Genomic DNA, 5,205 nt, shown 5'->3' on the forward strand with positions numbered 1-5,205 from the left:
GTCATCATGTTCATCTACCGTGACGACTACTACAACAAGGAAGCGTCCAAGGAGCCGGGCATCGCCGAGATCATCATCGCCAAGCAGCGCAACGGGCCGGTCGGCACGGCCAAGCTCACCTTCCTCAAGCCGCTGACGCGCTTCGACAACCTGGCGCCGGGATCGGTTGGGAGCGACTATTGATGCACCGGGCTGAGGTTCCCGGCCCCCGGAGCCTCTGGGATCGATCTCGCCTCGCGGGCAACTACATCTAGACCGCCACGATCCTCCGATTTCCTGCCCCCGGCCGCACCTGCAGCGCCCGGTCGCTGACGGCTTCGTAGCGGCGGCTCGTCACCGTGTCCACATAGACCCAATCAGCCCGGCACTGCGACGCGGTCGCCGTCAGCACCATGTAGCCGCGCCGGGCGGTGTCGCGGCTAGTACCCCGCAGGTTGGTTGTCCGGATGACGCAGATCGAGACGGGCGGGATCGAGCGAATCCCGCAAGTCGGCCTCCAACGGGCAGGGCGATCCACTCACCCACGACGCGAGCACCTGCCCGCCCAGCGCGGCCCAGGCGATGCCGCGAGAACCCAGGCCGGTGAAGAGGTACAGGCCGCCGTCGGCGTCGCGAAGCCGAGGCACGAAGCGCGGCTGGTCGGCACGCCTGGCGTCGCGCATGGCTCGCAAATCAGTGGCTGCGCCGATCAAGGGAAGCCGGTCCGGCGTCACGGTGCGCCAGCCGATGCGGCCGTGCCAAGGCAGCGCCGACCAGACGCTGGCACTGCCTCCGGCAAGGAGGGCGAGCTGTGCGAGGTTGGCCCGGTGGTCCGCTTCGCGCAGTTCCGGGTCGTCGTCATCGGCGTGGCTGGTCGCACCGAAGACCAGCCGGTCATCGACACGCGGCAAGACGTAGCCGGCGCCGGCGACAGGAAGCCGCGGGCGCGGCAAAGTGGGTGTGTCCGCAGCCAGGCTGCTGATCTGGCCGCGTGAGATCGACAGTGCATTGAGCGCGCCGCCACCCGCGCCGAGCAGCAGGCGCTTCGCGTCGACCCCGTTCGCGAGTACCAGCACGGGTGCTTCGGCGATCACCTTGTCATGCGCATCGAACGCCTGCCATGCGCGGCCGCCGCGCGCGATGCGTGCGACCCTCGCCTTGCCGATGAAAGCCGCACCGCTGCGTGCCAGCAATTCGTTCGCATAGCGCCGCGGTGCGAGCCAGCCGCCGCCCGGGTAGTGCCAAGCGCCGCTGGGCAGTGCCAGGCCCGAGATCCGACTCGCCGTGTCCCGGTCGAGCCAGCTCACGTAGCCGGGGTCGAGCTGGTGCGCCGCCAGCGCGGCGCAGGCGTCGGCATCGCCGAGGCGGCCTTCCAGTCGCAGGCAGCCGGCAAGTTGCCCGTGAATGCGGCCCGCTTCTATCCAGGCGCCTGCCACGCGCTGTGTCAGCAGTGCCGCCGCTCTGTGCACGCGCGCGTGCGGACCATCGTCGCGGTGGAAGCTGCCATGGAACAGCCCCGCCGGGTTGCCGGAGGCGGCGCAGGCCGGTTCGTTCTGTGCGTCCAGGACGCGGCAAGTCCAGCCTTGCAGCGACATCGCCCAGGCTGCCGCGCAACCTGCCAGTCCGGCGCCGATGACGATCGCCTCGCTCGCTCCGCGGTGCGTATGCCAGCCGCCGGGCGGTGGCGGTGCAACATGGCGCGGCGCGTAGCGGGCGACCGTGATGTTGCGCTTGTCGCCAATGCCGGCGGCCTCGACCGCGAAGCCGGCGGACGCAAGGTCCTCGCGTACCGCGCGTGCTGCACTCCAGGTCGCAGCGGTGGCGCCCGGCGCAGCCAGCCGCCCCAACCGCTGCAGCGCGCGGGAATCCCGTATTTGCAGGTTTCTTGCAGGCGAGAAACCGTCGAGAAGAAAGGCGTCGACAGAAGCCACCCACTGCCTCAGCAGCAGGGCGAAATCGCCGAACCCCAGCAGCAACTGCACGCGCGCGTCCTCGAAGTCGAGCGGATGAAGGTTCGGCGTGCGCAGGGGCCAGGCTGCCAGCAACCGGGTCGCGAGTTCGGGCAGTGTCGAAGTGGCATGGGCGCGGGCCAGGTCTTCGCGCGTCAAGGGGTGCTTCTCGACCGACAAGAAGATCAGCCGTTCGCAGCGCCGCGGGTCGCGGCGCCAGGCGTCCCATGCGGCGAGAAAATTGCTGCCAAGCCCGAAGCCGGTCTCGAGGATCACGAAGCGCTTGCGGCCTGCCCAGCGTTCGGGTAGGCGGTTGCCGGCCAGAAAGACGTGGCGCGCCTGCACGAGTGCGTCGGTGGCCGGGTGATGAATGTCGCCGTTGTCCGGCGCCAGCGGCATACCTTCAGGCGTGAAGGACAAGCGGCCAGGGGTGATGGGCTGCGTCTTCACGCCGCGGCGCGTTCGGCCAGCCAGGCGAGCAGCGGATCGCGCGCAGGGCCGAGGCCGCGATAGGCGAGCACCGCATCGCTCATCGTCGAGAGCGCGGCGTGCAGGCTTTCGGCCTGTTCGGGCGTGGCGATCGCCTCCACGAGCGGCTGCACGTCGACATGGATCGTGAAAAGCGCTTGCTGCAGGGACGGCAGCGGGATGAAGGTCTGGTGTTCGGTGCGCCAGTGGGCCTGCGAGGCAATCTCACCGGGCAACCGGGCCCAGGAGACAGTCGCATGCCGCTGCGGATGCCTGTCGAGCCCGGCGTGCGGCGTGATGGTCCACACGAAGCGCTCCCAGCGTTGCGGTTGGCAGACCAGGCGCACGAGATGCTCGCCGGCAGCCAGCAGGGTCGCGTTGTCCGCGACCGGGCCATGTACCGCAGCGAACGAGCGCCCGACCTTGTCGCGCGGCGCCCAGTGCGAGGGCAGGCAGACGGCGAGCCAGGGCAACGTGGCGCTCACGGCGTCGACGATGGCCAGGTCTTCGTGCAAGGACAGGCTCAGCAGCGCGGCGAGCCGCTGCGCCGCCGGCAGTGCGACCAGGCAGGCGCCGGCACGCTCATGAGCGCCTGGCACGCCGTGCAGTGCGCTGCCATTCCAATGCACATGCCAGCCGATCGCAAGGCCGAACGCGCCATCGGCGCTGGCTTCGAGCACGCCGGGGCACTGGATCGCCGCTTCTTCCACCAACGCGCGCAAGGCGGGCAAGGGATCGAAGCCGTCGGCGCGTAGCAAGGCCTCGTCTGGTGCGGTGCTCAGCACCGCCAGTTTCTCTGCGAAGGCAGGCGAGTCCGGCGTCAGGGCACTGAGCTGGCGCGAGCCGGGCTGAAGTCTGCGCAGGCCGGGTTGCATGCGAAACGGCGCCTTGACCGCGGCGTCGAAGTCGAAGCTGGTAGGCGGCGGCATGGCGAATGATGGCGCGAGTGGCGCGCAGCGCCGGCCGGTCGCCCTGCGGACTCAGACGCGCTTGCGGTACTCGTGCGTGCGGGTGTCGATCTCGATCTTGTCGCCCGTGGCCACGAAGATCGGCACCGGCACCTCGAAGCCCGTGGCCAGCTTGGCCGGCTTCAATATCTTGCCGGACGTGTCGCCCTTGACGGCCGGCTCGGTATAGACCACCTCGCGCACCACGCTGGTCGGCACTTCGACCGAGATGGCCTTGCCGTCGTAGAACACCACTTCCACCGGCATGGCGTCTTCCAGGTACTGGATCGCGTCGCCCATGTTCTCGGCCTCGACCTCGAACTGGTTGTACTCGGTGTCCATGAACACGTACATCGGGTCGGCGAAGTAGGTGTAGGTGCACTCCTTCTTGTCGAGCACGATCTGGTCCATCTTGTCGTCGGCCTTGAACACCAGCTCGGCGCCGGAGCCGTTGAGCAGGTTCTTCATCTTCATGCGCACCGTGGCGGAATTGCGTCCGCCGCGGCTGTATTCGGTCCTGAGGATGACCATCGGGTCCTTGCCCTGCATGATCACGTTGCCGGCGCGGATTTCCTGTGCGGTTTTCATCTGAGTGTCCTGTCGTTGCGGGAAGGGCGTGCGGCCTGCGCAAAGCCCGAGATTTTAGCCTTTTGCAGCCACGAAGCGGCAAAGCCGAAGCGCGAGATCGCCATCGAGCTCCATAGCCGCTTCGAGCTCGGCGCAGCGCGAAGCCGCCAGCGTCCGCCAAGCTTGGGCGTCCGAAGGGGCTTGCGCCCACGGCAAAGCTTGCATCGTAGCCAGCTCGCAGTCCTGTCGCGGCGAGGTCAACCCGTTCCACTGTGTGAAGCGCCGGCGCAGGTGCTGAGCGAGGACGGCGTCCGCGTCTTGCAGATAGAAGTCGAGAAAAGCGTCGAGCTTGGCCGCTTGCGCGCCGCCCCGCTGCGCATAAAGTTGCCACAGGAAAGGCCTGCCCGCCCACAGGGCCCGCACCAGCGAATCCTCACCGCGCACCAGGTTGAGATCGCAGCTCCATAGCAAACGGTCGAATTCCGGCTGCGGCAACCATGGCAGGAAGTGCGCTTGCAACCCCTCGCGCACGGCCGTCGACCCCGGCTCGCCGTCGCAGGCGAGCGCCGCGGCGACCTGTCGGGCTGCCAACCCGGGCGTGACCAGCAACTGTGTCGACTCCGCCCGCCACTGCGCGAGCCACGCCTGCAGGGCCGGCTGTTCGTAGCAGAAAAGGCTTACACGCCGCGATCCGGGCAAGGCGCCGATCCCCAGATCGGCCAGCCAGGCCGCGGCGTCGAAGCCAGTGCGCGCCGAGGCCAGACCCGCCTCGTGCAACAGCCCACCGGTTGCTGGTGTGAAGCCGGGATAGAAGAACCACTTGGTCAGGCCGCGTCCAGGCCCCGCGAACTGAGGCGAGCGCAGGGCGTGGCTGCGTTCGACATACGCCTGCGCGCTCAGGTACTCGAGGTTGATCCACACCGGCGAGCCGGCGGCTCGCGCCATGCGTTCGACGAAGCCGGCCGGCGGATCGCAGCCGAAGGCTTCGACCACCACGTCGCCCGGCATTTCGCCCCCGTGCGGCTCGCGCCACGGCAGCACCGTCACGCCGCCGGCGCCCTGCGGCGCCATCCCGGACAGCGCCGAGCTGTCGTCGCACCAGAGCCGCACGCGCTGGCCCAGGCTCGCCAGCCGGCACGCCAGACGCCAGCACACGCCGATGTCGCCAAGGTTGTCGACGACGCGGCAAAACAGATCCCACTTCAGCGCCCGCAAGGGCGGTGGCGACAAGGCCTCGCTGTGCATGCGCGCGATTATCGAAGCCACAATCCTGCGCATGAATGTGGCCTCCGTTT

General features: G+C 68.7%; 5 protein-coding genes. 1 reads left to right on the forward strand and 4 read right to left on the reverse strand.

Annotated elements, in window-relative coordinates:
* Window positions 1-183: DnaB-like helicase C-terminal domain-containing protein (locus H0W38_RS16045; RefSeq protein WP_292455895.1), on the forward strand; the 183-nt coding region annotated here is incomplete at its 5' end.
* Window positions 184-419: 236 nt separating this feature from the next.
* On the opposite strand, the gene mnmC is transcribed toward H0W38_RS16045, so the two are convergent.
* The 4 genes from mnmC to earP are packed head-to-tail and all read right to left on the reverse strand — an operon-like array spanning window position 420 to window position 5,188.
* Complete coding sequence (mnmC, locus tag H0W38_RS16050; RefSeq protein WP_292455897.1) at window positions 420-2,378, reverse strand: FAD-dependent 5-carboxymethylaminomethyl-2-thiouridine(34) oxidoreductase MnmC; 1,959 nt, start codon at window positions 2,376-2,378, stop codon at window positions 420-422.
* Window positions 2,375-3,325, reverse strand: coding sequence for a heme-dependent oxidative N-demethylase subunit alpha family protein (locus tag H0W38_RS16055; RefSeq protein WP_292455900.1), 951 nt, complete (start codon window positions 3,323-3,325; stop codon window positions 2,375-2,377). Before H0W38_RS16055 ends, mnmC begins: the two co-directional genes overlap by 4 nt.
* A gap of 51 nt (window positions 3,326-3,376) precedes the next feature.
* Entirely contained in the window at window positions 3,377-3,931 is a 555-nt protein-coding gene (gene efp / locus H0W38_RS16060; RefSeq protein WP_292455903.1) for an elongation factor P, read from the reverse strand.
* A 54-nt stretch (window positions 3,932-3,985) separates the two neighbouring features.
* Window positions 3,986-5,188 carry an elongation factor P maturation arginine rhamnosyltransferase EarP gene (earP, locus tag H0W38_RS16065; protein ID WP_292455905.1) on the reverse strand — a complete coding sequence of 401 codons (1,203 nt, stop codon included), beginning with the start codon at window positions 5,186-5,188 and terminating at the stop codon, window positions 3,986-3,988.
* Between the last annotated feature and the right edge of the window lie 17 nt (window positions 5,189-5,205).

The sequence above is a fragment of the Methylibium sp. genome (assembly GCF_013817365.1).
Taxonomy (GTDB): domain Bacteria; phylum Pseudomonadota; class Gammaproteobacteria; order Burkholderiales; family Burkholderiaceae_C; genus Methylibium.

What these genes read in the sequence shown, in the direction of transcription:
- efp (WP_292455903.1), bottom strand. Translation starts at nt 3,931, where the DNA reads ATGAAAACCGCACAGGAAATCCGCGCCGGCAACGTGATCATGCAGGGC.
- earP (WP_292455905.1), bottom strand. Translation starts at nt 5,188, where the DNA reads ATGCGCAGGATTGTGGCTTCGATAATCGCGCGCATGCACAGCGAGGCC.
- H0W38_RS16055 (WP_292455900.1), bottom strand. Translation starts at nt 3,325, where the DNA reads ATGCCGCCGCCTACCAGCTTCGACTTCGACGCCGCGGTCAAGGCGCCG.